Annotated in this window: 21 protein-coding genes; 18 read left to right on the plus strand and 3 right to left on the minus strand. The window is 64.0% G+C overall.

The features are described from left to right. The first annotated feature begins 57 nt into the window (after positions 1-57). The 6 genes from HL666_RS34490 to HL666_RS02875 all read left to right on the plus strand — a co-directional run bounded on the left by HL666_RS34490 (position 58) and on the right by HL666_RS02875 (position 5302). On the plus strand, positions 58-1491 hold the full coding sequence (locus HL666_RS34490; protein WP_311975684.1) for an alpha/beta fold hydrolase: 1434 nt from the start codon (positions 58-60) through the stop codon (positions 1489-1491). Positions 1492-1569: 78 nt separating this feature from the next. Then, positions 1570-2070: a YkgB family protein gene (locus tag HL666_RS02855; protein WP_172179792.1), complete on the plus strand. Its 501-nt coding sequence runs from the start codon at positions 1570-1572 to the stop codon at positions 2068-2070. A gap of 393 nt (positions 2071-2463) precedes the next feature. Further along, a complete protein-coding gene (locus HL666_RS02860; protein ID WP_172179794.1) occupies positions 2464-2826 on the plus strand; it encodes a hypothetical protein in 363 nt (120 codons plus the stop codon). Further along, positions 2823-3605 carry a 5'-methylthioadenosine/adenosylhomocysteine nucleosidase gene (locus HL666_RS02865; RefSeq protein ID WP_210261696.1) on the plus strand — a complete coding sequence of 261 codons (783 nt, stop codon included), beginning with the start codon at positions 2823-2825 and terminating at the stop codon, positions 3603-3605. The genes HL666_RS02860 and HL666_RS02865 overlap by 4 nt, the downstream gene beginning before the upstream one ends. 200 nt (positions 3606-3805) lie before the next feature. Beyond that, a complete protein-coding gene (locus HL666_RS02870; protein WP_172179796.1) occupies positions 3806-4372 on the plus strand; it encodes a TetR/AcrR family transcriptional regulator in 567 nt (188 codons plus the stop codon). A 159-nt stretch (positions 4373-4531) separates the two neighbouring features. After that, complete coding sequence (locus tag HL666_RS02875; RefSeq protein ID WP_246741429.1) at positions 4532-5302, plus strand: oxidoreductase; 771 nt, start codon at positions 4532-4534, stop codon at positions 5300-5302. Between the two features lie 462 nt (positions 5303-5764). Here HL666_RS02875 and HL666_RS02880 read toward each other — a convergent pair whose 3' ends face one another. Beyond that, positions 5765-6127, minus strand: coding sequence for a hypothetical protein (locus HL666_RS02880; protein ID WP_172179800.1), 363 nt, complete (start codon positions 6125-6127; stop codon positions 5765-5767). Positions 6128-6247: 120 nt separating this feature from the next. Between HL666_RS02880 and HL666_RS02885 the strand changes: the two genes are divergently transcribed. Beyond that, positions 6248-6466 carry a helix-turn-helix domain-containing protein gene (locus HL666_RS02885; protein ID WP_172179802.1) on the plus strand — a complete coding sequence of 73 codons (219 nt, stop codon included), beginning with the start codon at positions 6248-6250 and terminating at the stop codon, positions 6464-6466. A gap of 267 nt (positions 6467-6733) precedes the next feature. Here the strand turns inward: HL666_RS02885 and HL666_RS02890 are convergent, their stop codons facing one another. Together HL666_RS02890 and HL666_RS02895 are read right to left on the minus strand one after the other, a co-directional pair. After that, positions 6734-9991 (minus strand): DEAD/DEAH box helicase, encoded by a 3258-nt coding sequence (locus HL666_RS02890; RefSeq protein WP_172179804.1) that lies wholly within the window; start codon positions 9989-9991, stop codon positions 6734-6736. 69 nt (positions 9992-10060) lie between these two features. After that, a complete protein-coding gene (locus HL666_RS02895; RefSeq protein WP_172110904.1) occupies positions 10061-10981 on the minus strand; it encodes a LysR substrate-binding domain-containing protein in 921 nt (306 codons plus the stop codon). A 217-nt stretch (positions 10982-11198) separates the two neighbouring features. Here HL666_RS02895 and HL666_RS02900 point away from each other — a divergent pair, with 217 nt between their 5' ends. From HL666_RS02900 to HL666_RS34380, 11 genes are all read left to right on the plus strand, one after another. Further along, a complete protein-coding gene (locus HL666_RS02900; RefSeq protein ID WP_172179806.1) occupies positions 11199-12230 on the plus strand; it encodes an ABC transporter substrate-binding protein in 1032 nt (343 codons plus the stop codon). A gap of 275 nt (positions 12231-12505) precedes the next feature. After that, positions 12506-13549, plus strand: a complete 1044-nt coding sequence (locus HL666_RS02905) for an ABC transporter ATP-binding protein (protein ID WP_172110902.1) — start codon at positions 12506-12508, stop codon at positions 13547-13549. Next, positions 13546-14427 carry an ABC transporter permease gene (locus HL666_RS02910; RefSeq protein ID WP_172131780.1) on the plus strand — a complete coding sequence of 294 codons (882 nt, stop codon included), beginning with the start codon at positions 13546-13548 and terminating at the stop codon, positions 14425-14427. Before HL666_RS02905 ends, HL666_RS02910 begins: the two co-directional genes overlap by 4 nt. Beyond that, entirely contained in the window at positions 14424-15233 is an 810-nt protein-coding gene (locus tag HL666_RS02915) for an ABC transporter permease (RefSeq protein ID WP_172131781.1), read from the plus strand. The genes HL666_RS02910 and HL666_RS02915 overlap by 4 nt, the downstream gene beginning before the upstream one ends. 8 nt (positions 15234-15241) lie before the next feature. Next, on the plus strand, positions 15242-16381 hold the full coding sequence (locus tag HL666_RS02920; RefSeq protein WP_172110899.1) for an NAD(P)/FAD-dependent oxidoreductase: 1140 nt from the start codon (positions 15242-15244) through the stop codon (positions 16379-16381). 31 nt (positions 16382-16412) lie between these two features. Continuing rightward, entirely contained in the window at positions 16413-16709 is a 297-nt protein-coding gene (locus HL666_RS02925) for a (2Fe-2S)-binding protein (RefSeq protein ID WP_172110898.1), read from the plus strand. Continuing rightward, positions 16706-18112 (plus strand): FAD-dependent oxidoreductase, encoded by a 1407-nt coding sequence (locus HL666_RS02930; protein ID WP_172131782.1) that lies wholly within the window; start codon positions 16706-16708, stop codon positions 18110-18112. Before HL666_RS02925 ends, HL666_RS02930 begins: the two co-directional genes overlap by 4 nt. Continuing rightward, the gene (locus HL666_RS02935; protein WP_172131783.1) at positions 18109-19242 is read left to right on the plus strand and encodes an NAD(P)/FAD-dependent oxidoreductase; all 1134 of its coding nucleotides are present in this window, start codon (positions 18109-18111) and stop codon (positions 19240-19242) included. The genes HL666_RS02930 and HL666_RS02935 overlap by 4 nt, the downstream gene beginning before the upstream one ends. 7 nt (positions 19243-19249) lie before the next feature. After that, the gene (locus tag HL666_RS02940) at positions 19250-19597 is read left to right on the plus strand and encodes a RidA family protein (protein WP_172131784.1); all 348 of its coding nucleotides are present in this window, start codon (positions 19250-19252) and stop codon (positions 19595-19597) included. Positions 19598-19725: 128 nt separating this feature from the next. Further along, entirely contained in the window at positions 19726-21117 is a 1392-nt protein-coding gene (locus HL666_RS02945; RefSeq protein ID WP_172131785.1) for a M20/M25/M40 family metallo-hydrolase, read from the plus strand. 296 nt (positions 21118-21413) lie between these two features. Then, positions 21414-21548 (plus strand): hypothetical protein, encoded by a 135-nt coding sequence (locus HL666_RS34380; protein ID WP_283812600.1) that lies wholly within the window; start codon positions 21414-21416, stop codon positions 21546-21548. Positions 21549-21596: the final 48 nt, after the last annotated feature.

The raw sequence follows: 21596 nt of genomic DNA on the forward strand, positions 1-21596 counted from the left end.
AATGATGGCAATTGTGCAGGCGGCCGCACCCTCGTGCCGACCCAGATGGAGGTTAAGTTGCCTTTCAGCCCGAAATTCCGCACCATCGAGGTGCGCGACCGCCAGAGCGGCGCACCGGTCAAGATATTCTATCGCGAAGCCGGCCCGGAGGACGCGCCTGTCCTCCTGCTGCTGCACGGTTTCCCGAGCTCGAGCCATCAGTATCGTGGGCTGATCGCGCGGCTGTCCGACAAGTACCGCGTGATTGCGCCGGATCTGCCGGGATTTGGCTTCTCCGACGCTCCTGATCCGAAAGTGTTTGCGTACACGTTCGATCACCTTGCCCAGATGATCGAAGGCTTTACGGACGTGATCGGTCTGAGGCGCTACGCACTGTACGTGTTCGACTACGGCGCTCCGATAGGATTCCGCCTCGCCTTGGCGCACCCGGAGCGTGTCCTCGCGATCATCTCGCAGAACGGAAACGCCTATGAAGAGGGGCTCAGCGAGGGTTGGAATCCGATCCGCACCTATTGGGAGCAGCCGAGCGAGGTCAACCGTACCAATCTGCGCGCCTTCCTCCAGGAAGGGACCACCCGATTCCAGTACGAGCACGGCGCGTCGGATCCGTCGATGATTGCCCCGGAAAGCATCGCGCTGGACCAGCACTTCCTCGATCTGCCGCATCACGACGAGATCCAGTTGAATCTGTTCGGCGACTACAAGTCGAACGTCGCCGCCTATCCGAGCTTTCAGGCATACATCCGCAAGCATAGCCCTCCGATCCTTGCGGTATGGGGCAAGAACGATCCCTTTTTCCTGCCGGCGGGAGCGGAGGCGTTCCGTCGCGATAATCCGGATGCGAAAGTCCGTTTTGTCGACGCCGGCCATTTCCCCCTCGAAACGAACCTCGATGAGGTTGCGACGATCATCCGCGCCTTCCTGGCTCGTACGCTCGACGCGGAGCAGGGGGTTGCACTGTTCGGTCCGCTGAACGAGACGTCGGTGCCCGCAGCGGCCCGACCTTATCTCGACGCCATGAAGGATGCTTTCGGCTTCATACCAAATCTCGGCTATGCAATCGCGGTCGAGCCGGCCGCACTGGATGCCTATCTTTACGTCCTCAAGTCGATCGCGGCGACGTCTCTCGATCCGGTCGCCCAGCAGGTTGCAATGGTCGCTGCAAGCCGGGCCAATGCCGCCGACTACGGCATCGCCGTACATTCGACCCTCGCGGAAAAGCTCGGAGCGTCGAGAGAAACCGTCGAAGCCCTTCGCATGGGCCATCCGTTGAGCGATCTCAAGCTCGAGGCGGTTCGCAACTTCGCCACCGCCATTGCGTCGGGACGAACGCAAGTGTCCGACCATGACGTGCGTGGGCTCAGGGCGGCCGGCTACGACCGCGGCGCGGCGGTAGCGATTGCTTTGGCGGTGTCGGCGAAAACGCTGGTCAACGCAGTCGCGCATCTCGCGCGGCCGGAGATCGATGCCGCTTTCGGGCCCTCGGCCTGACGTCGCGACACGTGCGCGCCGATGCAGCTGTGCCCTCCAGCCACGCCTCGCTTCGACGCCGCTTGAAAGGAATTCCCCATGACAATCTTTCGCGATAGACCGATCCTCTCGGTTGCCGAACGATCTTCTGCAAATCCATCGAACCTGGCCCTGCTGCGATGGGCGTTGGTGATCGTATTCCTCTGGTTCGGCGGCATGAAGTTCACGTCCTACGAAGCGAACGGAATCGCTCCCTTCATCGCGCACAGTCCCATTTTGGCTTGGCTGCACACCGCATTCGGAACTCAGGGCGCGAGCTACGTCATCGGCGTGCTGGAGCTTTCAACAGCCGCGGGCCTGACAGTCGGCGCCTTTGTACCAATCATTTCGGCGATAGGTGCCGCAATGTCGATCGCGACCTACATGATTACGATCACCTTCATGCTATCCACGCCGGGCGTCGTCGAAGCAACCGCAGGCGGATTTCCCGCGATCTCGGCGCTGCCGGGTCAATTCCTTCTGAAGGACGTGGTGCTCTTGGCGGCTTCCCTGGTCCTCTTGATGGCTTCGCTGTCAGGCCGTCGAGGTCTCTTGCCGTAACAATTCGTCGTCCGATCCGTATTTTGGAGAGGTCGTTCTTCTTTTACGCGATAGAGGCGGGGCGGCACGGCGTTTGCGAGGTCCGAGCGGAGAGTTCGCGAATAAGCATGGACGTTCAATCGAGTCATCAGGCTTCAAGAAAGCCAGCGCAATTCTCCGGCATGTTGCCAGGATTGCCCGACGAGAAGCCAGGCATGCCCAAGACTCTCTTGATCACAGGGGCGAGCACGGAGTTCGGACGAGACATGGCCGAAACTCTGGCCAAGGCCGGCCACCGGGTTTTCGCGTCGATGCGGGATCCATTCGGGAGAAACCGCGAGCGCGCCAGGGCGAATGACAGAACGCGAACACTTTCGCGACGTCGTCATGAAGACGCTGAGCTAGGTACTCGCAATGCCGATCAAAATCATCGTTTCGACGCACGGAGCAAGCTCCAAAACATCCCACTCGGTTGCTCTGTCCATCGGCGGAAGCGATGGCGACGGCCTGCAACGAGACCTTGCCGCGCGGCTGACAACGTTCAAAGCGAAACGGTTGGCAATGTACGAGCGGGGCTCAAGCCCGATCGTAGGATCCATGATCGGTCGTCGACATCACGACGCGGCCTCGCGGTACGATCGATCAAGCCGGCAAAACGGACGTGTGACGGGACTTGTCGGCAAAGCCGCGCCAGCGACCGAAGTATTCAAGGTGAGGCCGGTGATCATCTTGCGCCGCGTTGAGGCGACCACCACGAGCGAAATGGAATCGGAATGAAGATCGGAATCATGGGGGCGATGCCGGAGGAGGTCTCGGGTATCATCGAACAACTCGAGACGTCGCGCATGCACCGGATTGGTGGACGCGAATATCTCGAAGGTACATGGAACGGCATTGATGTGGTCGTGGTGTTCTCCCGTTGGGGCAAGGTTGCCGCGTCTGTGACCGCCACGATGCTGCTTTCGCGCTTCGGCGTCGACGGCATTTTCTTCATCGGTGTGGCGGGCGCTGCCGATCCGGGCCTTCGCCTTGGCGACGTTGTCGTCGCCACCGATCTTCTTCAGCACGACATGGATGCCTCGGCTATTCCGGCGTTCTCGAAATTCGAGATCCCGCTGCTGGGTCGCTCGCGCTTTCCTGCCGATGATTCCTGGATGTCGGCCTCACTCAAGGCAGCAGACGATTTCGTGAAAGGCGATCTCGAGGCCTGGATAGGCGACGACGTGCGCGCCTCGCTCGGTGTGGGCAATCCAAGGGTCGTCACCGGTCTGATTGCCACGGGTGATCGCTTCGTTACCGATGTCGCATTCCTTCGTGATCTGCGTAAAGTCCTGCCGGACCTCAGTTGCGTGGAAATGGAAGGCGCTGCGGTTGCCCAGACTTGTTTTGAGTTCACTGCTCCATTCGCCGTTGTCCGGGTCATCTCGGATCGGGGCGATGACGGCGCACCGGTCGATTTTAAGAACTTCGTATCGAAAGTGGCGTCGCGCATGAGTTTGGGAATAGCTTCCAACTTCACCAGGACGATCCTCGCGCGTGTGCGCTCCGACGTCTGACAATCGATTTCGCCGGGCCGCGAAGTCGGCCAAACCGTCGTGATTGATCACTTCGGCGGGACGTGGGGAAGTTGGCCGGCGGGCTGTAGTCCGGCTAATCCATTTATGCACTTGCAGAATCCGGGAGACCTCGAAAAAGCGCAACGCGCCTCTTGAAAAAGCGTGAGTGATCACTCATTTATTGTCCAGAGGTGGCGAGGATGGCGCGTCCGCGAAGCGAAGAGAAGCGAAACGCGATTTTGGCGGCGACGATCGATCTCGTCGCCGAACAAGGGCTTGGCGCTGCCACGGCAGATGTGGCCAAGCGAGCGCGGGTGCCGCATGGATCTGTGTTCACCTATTTCGGTACGAAAGCCGAATTGCTCAACGCGGTCTATGTCGAGCTCAAGTCTGAACTGGCCGACGCGATCATGAAGCGGATGCCGGACGACGGAAGCGTCCGCGATCAGCTCCGCCATCTCTGGATGAGCTGGACGGCCTGGGGCGTCTCCAGCCCTTCCAAGCGCCGGACCCTGGCCCAACTCAGTGTATCCAATCAAATAACCGAGGATAGCCGGAGGGCGGCAATGACGGTCGCCGGAGGCGCCGTGGAGATCGTGCAACGGGCCGCCTCGAACGGAGCGTTACGCGCGATGCCCATTTCGTATGTAGGAGCCCTGGTCGAAACGATGGTCGGAACGACGATGGATTTCATGATGCGCGATCACGAAAACGCGGAGGCAATCCGCGACGCTGGATTTGAAGCGTTGTGGCAGGCGCTCAACTAAGAGTTCGACCGAATAGTGAGGCTACTCGGTCATGGGGGAGCTCGCTGCGAGCGTCGACTACGGTTCGCCGCTCCGGGTCATCAAAGCGAAGCATCGGAAAGGTCAGATATGGACAATCGAAAAAAGCCCGTAGCCCTGGTCACAGGAGCGTCCTCAGGAATGGGCAAAGACGTTGCCTTGAGGCTCCTCTCGGAAGGATATGTCGTATATGGCGCCGCCCGCCGGGTCGAGCACATGCGCGACATCGAGACGGGCGGTGGCGTCGCCCTGGCTGTGGATGTCACTGATGACCCCTCTCTGACGGCCGCAGTTGGTCGCATCATCCGGGAACAGGGACGTATCGACGTTCTGATCAATAGCGCCGGCTACGGTCAGATGGGCGCGCTGGAGGATGTGCCGATGGCAGAAGGCCGTCGGCAGATGGAGGTAAATCTCGTCGGCGTTGCACGTCTGACGCAGCTCTGCCTGCCTCACATGCGGGTCCAAAAATTCGGAAAGATCGTCAATATCTCGTCGATCGGAGGGAAGATCGCCACCCCGCTAGGGGGCTGGTACCACGCGTCGAAGTTCGCACTGGAAGGCTATTCCGATGCGCTCAGGATGGAAGTGCGCCCGTTCGGAATCGATGTGATCGTGATCGAGCCCGCCGGCACTGAAAGCGAGTGGATTCCCATCGCGATCGCGCAAGCGGAGCGATATTCCTCCAAGGGAGCCTATGCCAAGCTCGTGGCGGCGCTCCGCACGTCATCGGCATGGCAGCGCAAGATGCCGCCAGCCAGCAGCATCACCAAACTGGTTCTCAAGGCGCTCAAGTCCCGACATCCTCGAACCCGCTATCTGGGCGGCGGTGGAGCCGGACCGATTCTCTTCATGCGGAAGTTTCTACCGGACCGGACGTTCGATCGCATCATTATGTCGACGTTGCAATAGCGGCGGAGCCCGGCGCGTCCGCGACGGCGGAACAGCCGCGCGCCGACGCAGCAGCCTTATGAGCGTCCAGACAGACGCTCATCCTGCAGCCTCTCGGCGAAGCGTTCCCGCTGCTCGCATGCGATAGGGGCCCAGTCCGTCGGCGGTTGAAGATGTTCTCGCTCTTCCGAGCGTCTCGGCCAAGCTCAAGCAAGCAAGACGTCAGAAGCTCGCGACTGGAAAATCCGAAGCGCTGAAGAGTTTGTACACGCCAACCTTGGTGATTGCCTCCGCATCGAGAAGTCGCGAGACGTCGAGCAGGCGCTGGCCGACGTCCCGACAGACTGCCTCCGGACCGTAGGGGCCACCGCATCGGCCTTCTGTATCTCGACGATCCGGCCACACCGCCAGCAGCCGATCCGCGGTTCGAGGGCAACCAACGAGCATGGCGACGATTGGAGCGCAATCTTTCGATCGTTGATCTCAAGTGCGCAACGGTACCCTTGCCACCTCACAGATTGCCTCAACGAGCAAGCGAACTGCTCGTCCTTCCCAGCTTATCTGATCGATCGGATCTTCCCAGTACTCGGAAAGAATGTGGGCCAAGTGACGCGCTTTCACGCTCAAGCCGGTAATCGTCTTTGCGGGGCTCTCCATAATCGCTCGTTCTATCGGATCTAGACGCGCGAGCAGCGCCTCCTCCGTCGTCGTTACGAAATCATCCGAGGGCTCGCTGTCTTGGCCATCCAGCTCCGCCATCAGCGCAATAAATTGGCTCTCAAGTTTCAACAGATCAGCGTCTGTAGACCCGTCTAACCTGCAATCGTTTGCGAAATCCGCGCCCATACAAATCGAACTCCGGTCAGCGGAAACCGTGTAGCGTAAACGATTATCGTTAATAATCGCGGATGTCAACGCTTTTCGTGGCTGGTAGACGAAAACCGTGTCCCATGAAATGGCGGTTGGATGACCCCCGATCAATCTCGGGCAGCTAGAGGGCTGCTGGACTGGTCTCAGGCTGAATTGGCCGCTCGCTCGAATTTGAGCGAGAGTACTATTCGCGATTTCGAGAAGGGACGCAGGCTTCCTGCGATTAACAACTTGGCGGCGATCAGACGTGCCCTAGAGGCGGCCGGTGTCGAATTTATTGACGGCGATAAGCCTGGAGTCCGCTTGAACCGCTAAGGAATGACGCTGGCATGGCGTCAGTTCCGGGGCCATTGACTCAATATCCGGCATTCCGACAAGAGAAAATTCAGTCGAGGATTCAATGCAGGTCTGAAGACATAAGCGTCGGAATGGTCGTTGATCCTACTACGAAATCATACGCCTCTTAATCAGCGGGTCCTAGGTTCGAGCCCTAGTGCGCCCACCAAGCCTTTCAAGGACTGTCCCTCTTCAGGATGGTCGTGCCGACCAGCCCGCAGCAGCGTCGACGATCGGCTGACTATGTTAGCTTCCGCGCGAGCGTGACCGCTTGGACGTGCCGTTCCGTTTCAGGGCAGCCAGGAAGCGGAGCGCTGCCGACAGCAGCCGGCTGCGGCTGATCTTGTGCTTGTAGACGAGTCTCGAGCGCGACGGGCCCGCCTGCTGCCGGCCCTTAGCCGCGGAGGGCTTGGGTCTCAGCCGTGCGGCGATTCCATCCGTTCCGACGTCCAGCCGGGTGATGCCGAGCGCGCGGCATTCCAGTCCGATCCGCGCCGTCGCGAAGAGATTGCTCACCTCGGGTGGCGGGAGACCGAAGCGAAGCTGCACGTCGTCCTCGATGTCGTCGATCTCCGCTGTGCTGTCGGCGTGGCCCAGGCGCGCATAGACTTCGAGTCGCGTGATCTGATCCTGCACGTAGTCGGTTGGTACGAACGCCGGCTGATCGATGTGCAGCTCCGGAAACCACATGTCGGCGGCGCGATGCGGCCGGCCGCTCAACGCCCGTGACAGCAATTCGTGATAGAGCGCAGGGCCGAAGATCTGGACGTGACCGGCCTGCTGCTCGGACAGCAGGTCTCCCGCGCCACGCAGGTCGAGATCCCGCGCGCTGATCTGAAAGCCGGCGCCGGTCGCGCTCAGCTCCTCGAGTGCGGCCAGCCGCTTCCCGGCCTCGTCGCCCGGCGCGTCCGTCAGCAAGTAGGCAAAGGCCCTGATGCCGCCGCGTCCGACCCGGCCGCGCAGCTGGTGCAGCTGGGACAGGCCGAAGCGCTCCGCGCCCGAGATCAGGATCGTGTTGGCGCGCGGAATGTCCAATCCGTTCTCGACGATGTTGGTCGCCAGCAAGACGTCGGCATGGCCGGAAACGAAGCGCATCATCTGTGCGTCGATATCCCGCGCCGCCATCCGGCCGTGGATCACCGCCAAACTGAGCTCGGGGACGGCATGGCGAAGGCGCTCCTGCATCGGCGCGAGATCCTTGATGCGTGGACAGATCACGAAGCTCTGGCCGCGCCGTCGGTGCTCGCGCCGCAGGGCGATCGCCAGCGTGGACTCGAGCGGCGGCGCGACCCTCGTCACGACCGGCAGCCGTTGCGCCGGCGGTGTCGCGATGACGCTGAGATCGCGCAGGCCGGCCATCGCGCCTGCCATGGTGCGCGGGATCGGTGTGGCGCTCATGGTCAGGGTGTGGACGCCGGACCGCAGAGCGGAGAGCCGCGCCTTGTCAGCGACGCCGAAATGCTGCTCCTCGTCGATGATCACCAGACCAAGATTGGCGAACACCACGTCGTCGGCCGCCAGGGCGGTGGTCCCGATCACGAGCTTGAGCGAGCCGTCGGCGAGCCGCCGTTTGATGCAACGCGCCTCCGCAGCCGTCGACAGGCGCGACAGATGGCCGATTTCGATTCTGAACGGAGCAAAGCGCTTCGCGAAGGTCTGGACATGCTGAGCCGCAAGCACGGTGGTGGGAACGACGAGCACGACCTGACGGCCTGCGAGGACGGTCGCCGCGGCCGCACGCAAGGCAACCTCGGTCTTGCCGAAGCCGACATCGCCGCACACGATGCGGTCCATCGGATGTCCTGCTCCGAGGTCCTTCAGCACATCCTCGATCGCGGCAGCCTGGTCGGGCGTCGCCAGATAGGGAAACCGCGCGACGAAGCGCTCGTAGGCGACCGCAGGAGCCATGATGCGCGGCGCTTCTGTTCGTCGTCGCGCGCGGATCAGCTCCGACAGCGCCTCGGCGGTGCTGTCGATCTCCCTCTCGGCACGGAGGCAGCGGGCCGCCCAGGAGCGGCCGTCGGCATCATCGAGCCTGACGCCGCTCGGGTCGCGCGCGTACGGCCAGATCGAAGCGAGCTCGCCGATCGGGAGAAGGATGGCCTCGTCGTCGGCAAATTGCAGGCGGATCATCTCGCGCGGGCTGACATCCGGCGCAGAGACGAGCTCCAGTCCCCGCAGCAAAGCGAGGCCGCGCTGGAGATGGACGACGGCACTGCCCGGAAGCGGCCTGATCTCCGCACCGTGAGCGGCCTGCTGCCGTGTCATCGGTTGAAGATGCCGGGCTCTGCTGCCGAGCACCTCGGCTGCGGTGATGACGGACAAGGGCTGCGTCGTGCCGGTCCTGAATCCGCGCTCCAGGTCTACCATCAGCGCGGCGACGCCGGCGCGCGACGCTCGCATGGCGGCCGCCCAATTCGCGCAGCGCTCGGCCTTCACGCCCGCGAGGCGCTCCATGCGCGCGAGGTCATGCGCGGTGCCGGCGGTGAAGATGACGCCTAGGCCGAGCTGATGGCAGGACGCGATGAAACGCCGGAGGGCATTGCGGGCTGATTTCTGCTCGGCGAAACGCGGGATCGGCTCCAGATCACTTGTTTTCGGCAGGACGGTCGCCACACCCAGCGCGTGCTGCCAGGCATCGCGGCCGATGAAACCGCGCTGGCGGCGAGCCGCATCGGGAGCGTTCTCGTCGAGAGCCGCGTGGCGCAGGTCCGCTCTTTGCGGCACCTCGGTGTCGACGATGATGTCGGCGCCGTCGAGATAGTCGAAGATGTCGATTCTGGCCGCTTCATCGCCGATCTCGCGCTCCGACATCGGATCGATCACCAGCGTTTCGGCGGCGGCGATCTGGTTCTGATGCACGGGGTCGAAGAAGTGAATGTCCCTGACCACTCCGTCGGCGTGGCTGATCCTGACCGGCCCGAGAGCGCCGGCGGGAAACAGCTCGGTGGTCTGGCCATGACAGAGCAGGCCACCGGGATGGTCGGGAGGCTCGTCGGGGTCATAGCCCGAAGCGATCAGCGCCTTACGAAACGCCTCGACATCGATCGATTGGTCGGTGGCCACACGCAGTGACCAGTCCGTCCAGCATCGCGGCGGCGGGACGCGCGGCAGCATGGCCTCGACGGTTGAGATCAGGAGCGGAGCGCTCGCCCGCTCGGCGAGCCGCCGCAGCACATGGGTACGGCGACCGGCCACCTCGCGCGACGGCTCGGCGTCATCGAAGGGCAGGGTATCGAAGCGGGGGAGCACGAGCACGTCGCAGCCAGGATCCATGGCATGGAGAACGGCAGCGAGGCGCTCGGCGCGCGGCTCGTTGTCGGCGATGAAGATGAGCCCGTGCGTCTTGCGACGTTGCCGCTCGCTGAGCAGATGAAGCGCAAGCAGCCCGAGCGGCGCGTCCGACGATGGCGATGGCCGCGCCCTTGCGGGCGCGGTGCCGGCGGCAACGCTGCGGGACCTGTCCGCTTTCTGGAATTTTGGCGTAACGGAAGACCGGACCATTGCAGACCAAACACCGCGAGCTGCAGCGGAGTTCCGGCGTGATGAACAGGCGATGCTGAGGTCGCTTTCTCAGGCCTCTTCGACGACCGACAACGTGTTGAGCTCGTCGAGCGCGCGGCGCACGGTTTCGACCAGATCGAGTGCCACCGGCGAGGGGCTGCGCTGCGGCGGGAACACCGCGGCGAATTCGAAGTCGATGCGCGGCGTGAACGGCCGCATCACCACGCCCCGGCCGTCGAACTCGCGTGCGGTGAACGGATCGCAGATCGAGACGCCCAATCCCGACGACACCATCCCGCACATGATCTCCGACAGCGTCGTCTCGACCCGCAGCACGCGCCTGACGTCCTCACGATGAAAGATCTGGTCGATCAGGTGCCGGCTGGTGGAGCCGGCCGAGAGCGAGATGAAGGTCTCGTCCGCGAAGTCGCGCGGCGCCAGGCAGGCCTTGTCTGCGAGCCGGTGGCCTGCAGGGAGCACGGCGACGCGTGGCAGCGCCGGCAGCTTGATGCTCGGCAGCCCGGCATGGGCGATCGGCACCTCGGCGAAACCGACGTCGCATTGTGCGTTCAACACCCAGTCGATCACGATCGGCGAGATCACGCCGAAGAACGCCAGATTGAGGTTCGGCCGCTCCTGCAGGAAGCGGCCGGCCAGCCGCGGCAGATAACCGTTCGAGAGTGCAGGCAGAGCGGCGATGCGCAGCGTGCCGGTGCGCCGGCCGCGAATTTCCTCGGCGGCCGCGGTGATGCGATCGAGCCCCACGAAGGAGCGCTCGACCTCCATGTACAGCGCCGTCGCCGCCGCCGTCGGCACCAGGCCGGTGCCGCGACGCTCGAACAGCTCCATCTTAAGCAGCGCCTGGAAGTCCCGCAGCAGCCGGCTGACGGCCGGCTGCGTCACCGCCATCAGCTTCGCCGCTTCGGTAACGCTGCCGGTCAGCATCATCGCCCGGAAGGCTTCGACCTGCCGCGAGTTGATCCGCGCCATGGTGTCACTCCATAACATTTCAGCATGAAGATGGTGTCATTATTCATTGGACGATCAAAGCCCTGACTGCGATCTTTTTTGGCAGGGTGAGGGACGGCTCGTTTTTTAGGCTGTTGGGCGTCAGCTTTTTTGGACAGCCTAATGGCTCGACCGGTCGATCTCCCTGACGGTTTCAAAATACCGTCTCGCATCCAGGACAAACGGGAGATCGGGTCCAATGAAGCATCTTCACTTTCTGACGGCGGTCAGCGTGGCCGTGCTGGTCACCACCGCGCATGTCCAGGCTCAGCAGAAGACGCTCTACGTCGCCGGCTACGGTGGCTCGTTCGAGAAGACCGTCCGCGAGGAGGTGATCCCGCAATTCGAGCAGGCCAACGGGGTCAAGGTCGAATACGTCGCCGGCAACTCCACCGACACGCTCGCCAAGCTGCAGGCGCAGAAGGGCAATCAGCAGATCGACGTCGCCATCGTCGACGACGGTCCGATGTATCAGGCGATCCAGCTCGGCTTCTGCGACAGGGTGAGCGGCCTGCCCGGCGATCTGCTGGATGTCGCGCGCTTCAAGGACGACAAGGCGGTTGCCATCGGCCTCGTCGCGACGGGCCTGATGTACAACAAGAAGGTGTTCGCCGAGAAGGGTTGGGCGGCGCCGACATCATGGAACGATCTCAAGGATCCGAAATACAAGCAGCTGCTCGTCATCCCGCCGATCAATAACACCTACGGCCTCAACGTGCTCCTGATGATGGCGAAGATGAACGGCGGCAGCGAAAGCAATGTCGATGCCGGTTTCAAGATATTCAAGTCCGACATCAATCCGAACGTGCTCGCCTATGAGCCGTCGCCGGGCAAGATGACCGAGCTGTTTCAATCGGGCCAGGCCGTCATCGCGGTGTGGGGCAGTGGCCGCGTGCAGAGCTTCGCCAACACCGGCTTCCCGGTCGATTTCGTCTACCCGAAGGAAGGCGCCGTCAGCCTTTTGACGACGGCATGCCCGATCGCCAAGGCCTCGGTCTCGCCGCTGGCCTCGAGCTTCATCAAGCTGCTGCTCGACCCGAAGATTCAGCTGACGATGCTGAAGGAATATGGCTACGGGCCGGTGGTCAAGTCCGTCGTCGTCCCCGAGGGCGTCGGCACCATGGCTCCCATCGGCGAGCGGGCCGCCAAGGTCTACGCGCCGGATTGGACCGTGGTGAACGAGAAGCGTGAGGAATGGACCAAGCGCTGGAATCGCGAGGTCGAGCGCTGATGATTTGCCACGCTTATTGATTCAGACGGCAGTGAGCTCCCTCTCCCCGTTCTTCACGGGGAGAGGGCAGGGGTGAGGGGCGGCCGCACGGGTGGTGCAAGTCGTTAGACCTGTGGCGCCTCACCCGGATTGCAGCTGTCGATGCAATCCGACCTCTCCCTGCAAGCGGGGCGAAGTCGCAGCAAGCGCGTTGCTGGACTGAGACGATGTCTGGCGGTGCTGGTCGTTGTGTGGCCGAGCATTTTCCGGTCCAGCGTTAGTTTGGAAACCTCTTCATGTCCTTCCTCGAGCTCGATCGCGTCGGAAAGTCCTTCGGCCCCAACACGGCCGTCGAAGAGTTCAGTCTGGCCGTCAGCAAGGGCGAGTTCGTCTCGTTCCTCGGCCCGTCCGGCTGCGGCAAGACCACGACCTTGCAGATGATCGCGGGCTTCCTCGATCCCTCGCACGGCGCGATCCGGCTGGAGGGCAAGGATCTCGTCGCGGTGCCGCCGGCCAGGCGGGGGCTCGGCATCGTCTTCCAGAGCTATGCGCTGTTTCCGCACATGACGGCGGCCGAGAACGTCGCCTTTGGTCTCGAAATGCGCAAAGTCTCACGTCGCGAGCGCGAGGAGCGGGTGAGTTCGGCCCTCGCGCTCGTAGGTCTCGCCGGCTATGAGGACCGCCATCCGCGCCGCATGTCCGGCGGCCAGCAGCAGCGCGTGGCGCTGGCGCGCGCGCTTGTGATCCGTCCCAGCGTGCTGCTGCTCGACGAGCCGCTGTCGAATCTCGACGCGCGGCTGCGCGAGGACATGCAGATCGAGCTGCGCCAGATCCAGCGCAATCTCGGCACCACCACCATCCTCGTCACCCACGACCAGATCGAGGCGATGTCGCTGTCCGACCGCATCGTCGTGATGAGCAAGGGCAGGATCGAGCAGATCGGCACGCCGCAGCAGGTCTATGAGCAGCCGGCGTCGGCTTTCGTCGCACAGTTCCTCGGCAAGACGAACGAGTTTTCCGCGACGGTGGATCGCGTCTCGGGGCAGCCCAGGCTGGTCGCGGGCACGTGGAGCGCGCCGGCGCCGGCCGGCGTGGCCGGTCCCGTCACGGTCAGCGTGCGGCCCGAGCGCATCAGCTTCGGCAATGCAGGCCTCGCCGGCCGCATCACCAGCCGCATCTTCCAGGGCAATCACTGGCTGTTCCAATGCGACACCGAATGCGGGCCCGCGATCGTGATCCGGCAGAATGACGGTCAGAGCCAGCCGGAGCAGGGCGCCGCCGTTCATCTGGTCTGGCAGGCCTCCGACATGAGCCTGCGGGCCGCGCGGGCCGCAGCATGAGCGTCACCGCTGCCACCGACTCGTCCGACGCCCGCGCCGGCCTGTCGCTCGCGCTACCAGCCTTGATGCTGTTCATCGGCGTCGTCGTCATTCCCCTTGTCATGACGGTGATGCTGTCGTTCCACGATTGGGGCCAGTACAAGGGAATCGAGCCGGTCTTCATCCTGAAGAACTGGATCGAGATCTTTGATGACCCTTACTACGCCGAGATGTTCTGGCGTACCTTCCGGGTCGCCGTGCTGGCGACCTTGATCACGGCGGTGTTCGGCGTGCCCGAGGCCTATATCCTCAATCGCATGCAGGGGCGGTGGAAGGGTCTCTTCCTCCTCGTGATCATCGGCCCGCTGCTGATCTCGGTGGTGGCGCGCACGCTCGGCTGGGCGCTGCTGTTTGGCGGCAACAACGGTCTTGCCAACAAGCTGCTGATGACGGTCGGCCTGATCGATTCGCCGGTCCGTTTCATGTTCACCGAGACCGGCATGATCATCGCGCTGGCGCATGCAATGATGCCGTTCATGGTTCTCGCAGTGTGGACCGCGCTGCAGCGGCTCGATCCGCAGGTCGAGAACGCGGCGCTGTCGCTCGGCGCCGGTTCGCTCACGGTCGTCCGTCGCATCGTGCTGCCGCAGATCATGCCGGGCGTGCTGTCGGGCGCGATCATCGTGTTCTCGCTGTCGGCCAGTGCGTTCGCAACACCCGCGATCATCGGCGGCCGCCGGCTGAAGGTCGCCGCGACGCTCGCCTATGATGAGTTCCTCAACACCTTGAACTGGCCGCTCGGCGCGGCCGTGGCCGTGCTGCTGCTGATTGCGCTGGTGCTGATCGTCGTCGGCTCCAATGCGTTGATCGAGCGCCGCTACCAGGAGATGTTCCGATGAGCCGGAATGGTCCCGTCGCGCTGATCTTCCACACCCTGTTCGTCGTGTTCATGGTGGCTCCGATCCTGGTCGTGTGCTGGGTCGCGTTCACGCCGGAAGGCTTTCTGTCGATCCCGCTGACGCATTTTTCGCTGCGCTGGTTCAGGGCGCTCGCCAACTACCCTGAATTCGTCCATGCCTTCGGCGTCAGCCTGTGGCTCGGCGCGCTGTCGTCATGCATCGCGCTCTTGTTCGCCGTGCCGGCGGCTCTGGCGCTGAGCCGCACGCGTTTTCGCGGCCGCGACGCGCTGTCGGCGCTGTTCCTGTCGCCGCTGATGATCCCGCACGTCGTGCTCGGCATCGCATTCCTGCGCTTCTTCACCTCCGTCGGCATCGGCGGTACCTTCGTCGCGCTGGTGATCGCCCACGTCGTCGTGGTGTTTCCGTTCGCGCTGCGCCTGACGCTGGCTTCCGCCACCGGCATGGACCGCTCGGTCGAGATGGCCGCGATCTCGCTCGGCGCCGACGGCTGGACCATGTTCCGCCGCGTCACGCTGCCCGCAATTCTGCCCGGCATCGTCAGTGGCTGGATGCTCGCCTTCATCCAGTCGTTCGATGATCTGACCATGACCGTATTCCTGGCGACGCCGGGCACCGAGACCCTGCCTGTCCGCATGTTCCTCTACATCCAGGACAACATCGATCCGCTGGTGACATCGGTGTCGGCCAGCGTCATCGCCATCACCATGGCCGTGCTCATCCTGCTCGATCGCGTCTATGGACTCGACCGGGTGCTGACCGCCAAGGGCGGCGACGCAGGGCGATAGGAGACATCATGATGAGAGACTATGACGTCGCCGTCGTCGGCGGCGGGCTGCTTGGCTCCGCGATTGCCTGGGGCCTCGGCCGGCTCGGCCAGCGTGTCGCGGTGCTCGACGAAGGCGACATCGCCAAGCGCGCCTCGCGTGCGAACTTTGCGCTGGTCTGGGTGCAGAGCAAGGGTCTGGGCATGCCGGCCTATACCGGCTGGACGGTGCGCGGCGCCAAGGCATGGCCGAAGCTCGCCGAGGAGCTGAAGGCCCAAACGGGTCTCGACGTCGTCTTGCAGCAGAATGGCGGCTTCCATCTCACTTTGGGCGAGCCCGAATACGAGCAGCGGACGCAGCTCGTTGCGCGCATGCACAACCAGGTCGGCGCCGCGGACTATCAGATGGAGATGCTGCCGGCAGCTGAGGTCAGGAAGATGCTGCCGCTGATCGGGCCGGAGGTCTCCGGCGGCAGCTTCTGTCCCTATGACGGTCATGTGAATTCGCTGCGCACCTTCCGTGCGCTGCATGTCGGAATGAAGCAGTTCGGCGTCGACTATCTGCCGGAGCGCGCGGTCGGCGCGATCATGCGTGATGGCAATGAGTTCAAGTTGACGACGGCGCATGGCGAGATCCGTGCGGCGAAGGTCGTGCTCGCCGCGGGCAATGCCAACCAGACGCTGGCGCCGATGGTCGGCCTGTCGGCGCCGATGGGCCCGACGCGCGGTCAGATCGTCGTGACCGAGCGCACCATGCCGTTCCTGCCGCATCCGCTGACCACGATCCGCCAGACCGACGAGGGTACGGTGATGATCGGCGACAGCAAGGAGGATGAGCTCGACGATCGCGTGCAGAACTTTTCCGTCAACGCGGTCATGGCCGATCGCGCCCAGCGCACCTTCCCGCATCTGGCGCGGCTCAACGTGGTCAGGAGCTGGACCGGCATTCGCGTGATGCCGAGGGATGGTTTTCCGATCTATGAGCAGTCGGAGACGCATCCGGGCGCCTTCGTCGCCTGCTGCCATTCCGGCGTGACCTTGGCCGCCAACCACGCCTTCGAGATCGCGCGCATGATCCAGCAGGGCGCGCTGGAGCCGGAGCTGGTCGGGGCCTTCACGGCAAGGCGCTTCGACAGCGAGGCCGGAGCTGGCGGAAGTGGCTACTACTGAGATTGCGGCGAAGGCCGCCACGGAGACGATGATGTTCAAACGTGTAGACGGTGATGGCAGGGGATCGGTGACGATCCATGTCGAGGGCCAGGCGATCGCTGCGCGCGAAGGCGACACGGTATCGGCGGCGCTGCTCGCCTCCGGCCTCGATGTCAGGCGCGCGACCGCGGTCAGCGGTGCCAGGCGGCTGCCTTACTGCATGATGGGCGTGTGCTTCGATTGCCTCGTCACCATCGACGGCGTGGGCAACCGCCAGGGCTGTCTCGTGCCCGTTGCCGAGGGCATGCAGATCGAAATCCAGAAGGGCAAGCGGGAGATCGGCAAATGAGCGCCGCGCCGAAGCAGGATCAATACGATGTGGTGGTGATTGGCGCAGGTCCCGCAGGTCTCGCCGCAACGGCGATGACGGCCGAGGCCGGCCTGTCCACGCTGCTGCTGGACGAGAATGCCGGCCCGGGCGGCCAGGTCTGGCGCGCGATCAATTCCACGCCTGTGAAGACCGAAGCGCTGCTTGGCGTGGACTATTGGTCGGGCGCGGAGATCGCGAGGGCCGCGCGCGACAGTGGCGCCGAGATCATCCATCGTGCCACCGTGTGGAGCCTCGACCGCGATCTGGAGATCGGCGTGTCCGTCGGCGGCGGATCCGCCTTTGTCAGAGCAAAGCGCGTCATCATCGCGACCGGTGCGCAGGAGCGTCCGTTTCCGATTCCCGGCTGGACCTTGCCCGGCGTGATGACGGCGGGCGCGGCGCAGACGATGCTGAAATCCTCCGGCCTGGTGCCTGACTGCCCGACGGTGCTTGCGGGGCAGGGGCCGCTGCTGTGGCTGCTCGCGGCGCAGATCCTGCGCCTTGGCGGCCGCATCGATCGCGTGCTCGACACCACACCGCGTGCCAACTACATTGCCGCGCTGCCTCACGCCTTCGGATTCCTGACCTCGCCCTATTTCAGCAAGGGCCTGGCGATGATGCGCGAGGTGCGTGCGAAGGTGCGCGTCACCAGCGGCGTGACCGAGCTCGCGGCGGAAGGGGACGGGACGCTTTCGGCTATCAGCTATGCCACGGCGAGCGGCAAGCGCGAGAGGCTGCCGGCCGAGCTGCTGCTGCTGCATCAGGGCGTCGTGCCCAATGTCAATCTCGCGATGGCTGCCGGCATCGAGCATCGCTGGAACGAGCGGCAGCTGTGCTGGACGCCGGTGCTGGATGCGTTCGGCAATAGTTCTGTTGCCGGCATCGCGATTGCCGGCGACGGCGCCGGAATCGGCGGGGCACAGGCAGCCGTGGTGCGCGGCCGACGGGCGGCGGGCGATGCGATCAAGGCGCTGCGGCCGCAGGCGAAGATCGTTGATCTTTCCGCTGAGTTGGCGCGGGCCGAGCGGGGACGCGCCTTTCTCGATGTTCTGTTCCAGCCGGCAAGACAGTTCCGGATCCCGCAAGGCGACACGATCGTCTGTCGCTGCGAGGAGATCACGGCCAAGGACGTGCTCGATTCCGTTGCGATCGGCGCAACCGGGCCGAACCAGCTCAAGGCCTATCGTCGCACCGGCATGGGTCCGTGCCAGGGGCGGCTGTGCGGCCTCACCGTCACGGAGCTGATGGCCGAAGCCCGCGGCAAGAGCCCGCAGGAGATCGGCTATTATCGCCTGCGTGCGCCGGTGAAGCCGATCATGCTGTCGGAGCTGGCGAGCCTGCCGAAGAGCGAGGAGTCGATCAAGGCCGTGGTGCGCGGATGATCAAGCATGCGGATGCCATCATTGTCGGTGGCGGCATCCATGGCTGCTCCACCGCGCTGCACCTTTGTCTCGCCGGCTTGAAGCCGGTGTTGATCGAGAAGGACTATGCCGGCCGTCATGCCTCAGGCGTCAACGCCGGTGGCGTGCGCCAGCTCATGCGCGATGTCGCCGAGATCCCGCTCTCGATCCGCTCGATGGGGATCTGGGAGACCATTGTCGACCTCGTCGATGATGATTGCGGCTTCGAGAGCCATGGTCAGGTGTTGGTCGCCGAGAACGACGCGGAGCTCGACGCCTGCCGCGCCCGCGTCGCAGACCTCAATGCGCACGGCTTCACCCATGAGGAGTTGATCGACGGCGCGGAGCTCCGCCGGCTGGTTCCCGCGGTGGCGGAGAGCTGTCCGGGCGGCGTGGTGTCACGCCGCGACGGCGCGGCGCAACCCGCGCGCACCACGACGGCGTTCCGCCGCAAAGCCGAGCAGCTCGGCGCGACCATCCGCGAGGGCATCGCCGCGACCAACATTCGCAGGGAGCACGGCGTCTGGCATGTCGACGTCGGCGCCGAGACGTTTGCATCCCGGGTACTGGTCAATGCCGCAGGCGCCTGGGCGGGACGTTTAGCCACGCAGCTGGGGGAGCCGGTGCCGGTCGAGACCATCGCGCCGATGCTGATGATCACCTCGCCGGTCGCGCATTTCATCGATCCCGTCGTGATCCTGCGTGGCCGCAAGCTGTCGTTCAAGCAGTTCCCGAATGGTACGGTGCTCATCGGCGGCGGGCATCTTGCCGCGCCCGACCAGGACCGCAACGAGACGGTGCTCGACTGGCGCAAGCTCGCCGAGAGTGCGCGCACGGTCTCCGAGCTGTTCGAGGTGATGCGCAGCGCGACCATCACGCGCGCCTGGGCCGGCATCGAGGCCCGCATGCGCGACGACATTCCGGTGTTTGGCCCGAGCGCGCTGCACGAGGGACTGTTTCACCAGTTCGGCTTCTCGGCGCACGGCTTCCAGCTCGGGCCCGGCGCCGGCGCCGTGATGGCCGAGCTGATCGTCCATGGCGGCACCCAGACGCGCATCGGCGGGCTCAGCATCGAGCGCTTCCGCAAGACCACCCCGTCAGCAACCGCATGAGGACAGCATGACCATCACCCGCAAGATCCGCTCCGCCATTCATCACCGCATCGTCGAGGCCAACGGCTTCGTGTTCATCGGCGGTACCATCGCAGACGATACCTCGGTATCGATGGGCGAGCAGACTCGGAACATTCTCGGCAAGATCGACGGCTTCCTCAAGGAGGCCGGCACCGATCGATCACGCGTCGTGTCGGGCCAGATCTTCGTCACGGACCTGTCCAAGAAGAAGGAGATGGATGCGGCCTGGATCGAGTTCTTCGGCGAAGACCTGCCGGTGCGTGCCACCGTCGGCATCTCCGATCTCGGCGGTGGCGCGTTGATCGAGATCGTGATCACCGCTGCCAAAGGCTGAGCAGCGCATCAGACGAATGGCCTATCGATGACGCGCGGGGCTTCGCTCCGCGCGTCATTTGCTTTCTGGATGATTTCGATCGAACATGGTCCGCCTCTTCATCGCACTCGCCAGGGAAAGCCGACCTCATGAACGACGCGCGCAGCCTGCCATCTCCGTCCGCCGGCCTGGATGCGGTGCTCGCCCATATCGACGCTCACAAGCAGGATTTCCTTGCCCGCGTCATGGACTATGTTCGCCATCCCTCGATCAGCGCCCATAATATCGGTATCGCAGAAGTCGCAGCACTGCTGGTGAAAATGCTGCGCGAGATCGGGCTGGAGGCCGAGACGGTGCCGACGGCAGGCCATCCGATGGTGCTCGGACGATGGCAGAAGAAACCGGGCGCGCCCACCGTGCTGCTCTACGGCCACTACGACGTGCAGCCGCCCGATCCGCTCGATCTTTGGCTGAGCCCTCCGTTCGAGCCGACCATCCGCGACGGCCGCATCTACGCGCGCGGTATCGGCGACAACAAGGGGCAGCATTTCGCGCAGCTGATGGCGATCGAGTCCCATCTCGCGGTCCATGGCGAGCTACCCTGCAACGTCATCGTCCTGCTCGAGGGCGAGGAGGAGATCGGCAGCCCGCGGATCGCCGATTTCGTCGCCGCGCATCGCGAGCAGTTGAAAGCGGATTTCGTCGTCACCGCCGATGGTCCGATGCATCCCTCCGGCCGCCCGACCATGACTTACGGCGTGCGCGGCATGTGCTCCTTCGAGCTGCGCGCCCGGCATGCGAATCGTGACGTGCATTCCGGCAACCTCGGCGGCGTCGTGCCGAACCCGATCTGGACCCTGGTGCATCTGCTCGGCACCATGAAGAATGCCGCGGGCGAGATTACCATCGACGGCCTGCACGATGCGATCGTGCCGCCAGGCGAGCTCGATGTCGCTGCAGTGAACCGCCTGCCGCTCGACCTCCATGCCGCCAAGGCGAGCCTGGGTCTCAGCCGTCTCGATGCACCGGCGGACAGAGGCTACTACGAAAGGCTGATGTTCCATCCGACGCTCACCATCAACGGCTTTCATGGCGGCTATGGCGGACCTGGCAGCAAGACTGTCCTTCCCTGCGAGGCGTTCGTGAAGTGTGACATCCGCCTGGTCGAGGCGATGACGCCGGACGACGTGCTGGCCAAGGTCGAGGCGCATGTGAAGAGGCATGCGCCGGATGTCGAGTTCATCCCGCGCGGGGGCATGCTGCCGTCGCGCGTGCCGCTCGATTCACCGTTCGCCGCGATCATCCGTGACGCCGTTGCGCTTGCGCAGGGTGTCACCCCGCTCGAATTCCCCTGCACCGGCGGCAGCTTGCCGGACTATGTCTTCACCAAGATCCTCGGCGTGCCCGCCTTCGTCGTTCCCTATGCCAATGCCGACGAGGCCAATCATGCGCCGAATGAGAACATGACGATCGACTGCTTCTATAAGGGTATCCGCACGGGGGCGGCGCTGCTCGACCGTGTCGGCGCAAGTCGCAATTAGTGGCGGAACCTGCTCATCACGATTTTTTGCGTCATCGCGGCGGTCATCGCGCGGCCACGAAACGATGGCACTGAGACCGCGCTCGCTCGCAGTGCGGCACGAATCGACCGCACGCGGCGAGATCGCGCATGGATTAACGCAGTTGATATCGCCTATTCTCGATGAGGATTAGTAACCGTCGCTTCAGGGCTCGGAGCTGCCACATGCACGACCCCGTTGACCGTCCGAGTGATCAGACGAGTTCCCTTCGAGTCCGCGCGCCGGGTGAGCTCGCAGATGGCGAGTCTCGAACCGCCATGGGCACGACGACGGCATCCCTGATCCAGCTCGAGCCGGAACCGACCGCCAGCGTCGCCCCCGATGGTTCCGGCCACGACCTGCGGGATGATCGTGAAAAGGCCCAGCTCGTCACTCCGACGATGTGGCGGTGATCATCCGGACGTTTCCGCTGAGTTCAGCCGTGGGACCGGCCGTGCCGT

The sequence above is a fragment of the Bradyrhizobium aeschynomenes genome (genome assembly GCF_013178945.1).
Lineage (GTDB): Bacteria > Pseudomonadota > Alphaproteobacteria > Rhizobiales > Xanthobacteraceae > Bradyrhizobium > Bradyrhizobium aeschynomenes.

Excerpts from the sequence above, each read along its gene's own strand:
- HL666_RS02855 (WP_172179792.1), top strand. The coding sequence starts at position 1,570 with ATGACAATCTTTCGCGATAGACCGATCCTCTCGGTTGCCGAACGATCT.
- HL666_RS02895 (WP_172110904.1), bottom strand. The coding sequence starts at position 10,981 with ATGGCGCGGATCAACTCGCGGCAGGTCGAAGCCTTCCGGGCGATGATG.
- HL666_RS02930 (WP_172131782.1), top strand. The coding sequence starts at position 16,706 with ATGAGCGCCGCGCCGAAGCAGGATCAATACGATGTGGTGGTGATTGGC.
- HL666_RS02925 (WP_172110898.1), top strand. The coding sequence starts at position 16,413 with ATGTTCAAACGTGTAGACGGTGATGGCAGGGGATCGGTGACGATCCAT.
- HL666_RS02910 (WP_172131780.1), top strand. The coding sequence starts at position 13,546 with ATGAGCGTCACCGCTGCCACCGACTCGTCCGACGCCCGCGCCGGCCTG.
- HL666_RS02945 (WP_172131785.1), top strand. The coding sequence starts at position 19,726 with ATGAACGACGCGCGCAGCCTGCCATCTCCGTCCGCCGGCCTGGATGCG.
- HL666_RS02870 (WP_172179796.1), top strand. The coding sequence starts at position 3,806 with ATGGCGCGTCCGCGAAGCGAAGAGAAGCGAAACGCGATTTTGGCGGCG.
- HL666_RS02920 (WP_172110899.1), top strand. The coding sequence starts at position 15,242 with ATGATGAGAGACTATGACGTCGCCGTCGTCGGCGGCGGGCTGCTTGGC.
- HL666_RS02940 (WP_172131784.1), top strand. The coding sequence starts at position 19,250 with ATGACCATCACCCGCAAGATCCGCTCCGCCATTCATCACCGCATCGTC.
- HL666_RS02915 (WP_172131781.1), top strand. The coding sequence starts at position 14,424 with ATGAGCCGGAATGGTCCCGTCGCGCTGATCTTCCACACCCTGTTCGTC.
- HL666_RS02900 (WP_172179806.1), top strand. The coding sequence starts at position 11,199 with ATGAAGCATCTTCACTTTCTGACGGCGGTCAGCGTGGCCGTGCTGGTC.
- HL666_RS02905 (WP_172110902.1), top strand. The coding sequence starts at position 12,506 with ATGTCCTTCCTCGAGCTCGATCGCGTCGGAAAGTCCTTCGGCCCCAAC.
- HL666_RS02865 (WP_210261696.1), top strand. The coding sequence starts at position 2,823 with ATGAAGATCGGAATCATGGGGGCGATGCCGGAGGAGGTCTCGGGTATC.
- HL666_RS02885 (WP_172179802.1), top strand. The coding sequence starts at position 6,248 with ATGACCCCCGATCAATCTCGGGCAGCTAGAGGGCTGCTGGACTGGTCT.
- HL666_RS02890 (WP_172179804.1), bottom strand. The coding sequence starts at position 9,991 with ATGGTCCGGTCTTCCGTTACGCCAAAATTCCAGAAAGCGGACAGGTCC.
- HL666_RS02880 (WP_172179800.1), bottom strand. The coding sequence starts at position 6,127 with ATGGGCGCGGATTTCGCAAACGATTGCAGGTTAGACGGGTCTACAGAC.
- HL666_RS02935 (WP_172131783.1), top strand. The coding sequence starts at position 18,109 with ATGATCAAGCATGCGGATGCCATCATTGTCGGTGGCGGCATCCATGGC.
- HL666_RS34380 (WP_283812600.1), top strand. The coding sequence starts at position 21,414 with ATGGGCACGACGACGGCATCCCTGATCCAGCTCGAGCCGGAACCGACC.
- HL666_RS02860 (WP_172179794.1), top strand. The coding sequence starts at position 2,464 with ATGCCGATCAAAATCATCGTTTCGACGCACGGAGCAAGCTCCAAAACA.
- HL666_RS02875 (WP_246741429.1), top strand. The coding sequence starts at position 4,532 with ATGGGCAAAGACGTTGCCTTGAGGCTCCTCTCGGAAGGATATGTCGTA.